Raw genomic sequence first — 461 nt, 5'->3', positions numbered from 1 at the left:
CAGGTCGTATCGGTGAAGCGTGAAGGCAGTCCGGATGACCGCGAAAGCTACCGGTATGACAGCAGTAGCCAACGGGTGCTCAAAGCCAGTAGCCAGCAAACGGCCGGCAGCACTCAGGCCCAGCAGGTGATCTATCTGCCGGGGCTGGAGCTGCGGACCCACGCCAATGGAGACCAACTCACACAAGACCTGCAGATGATAACGATGGGAGAGGCGGGCCGAGCCCAGGTGCGGGTCCTGCACTGGGAAACCGGAAAGCCTGCCGATATTCCGAACGACCCGGTGCGCTACAGCTACGACAACCTGCTGGGCAGCAGTGCGCTGGAAGTCGATAGCGCCGGCAACCTGATCAGCCAGGAAGAGTATTACCCCTTTGGCGGCACCGCAGTATGGGCTGCGCGCAATGAGGTCGAGGCCCGCTTCAAGACCGTGCGCTATTCCGGCAAAGAGCGCGATGCCAC

Annotated in this window: 1 pseudogene; it reads left to right on the top strand. The window is 61.8% G+C overall.

The features are described 5' to 3' along the window. Positions 1-12: 12 nt before the first annotated feature. Positions 13-461 (top strand): annotated as a pseudogene (locus tag ACNFG0_RS22865) (RHS repeat protein); the annotation flags it as partial.

Source organism: Pseudomonas sp. NY15372 (assembly GCF_048068215.1).
Classification (GTDB): Bacteria; Pseudomonadota; Gammaproteobacteria; order Pseudomonadales; family Pseudomonadaceae; genus Aquipseudomonas; species Aquipseudomonas guariconensis_A.
This window is presented reverse-complemented; position numbering and strand designations above follow the sequence as displayed.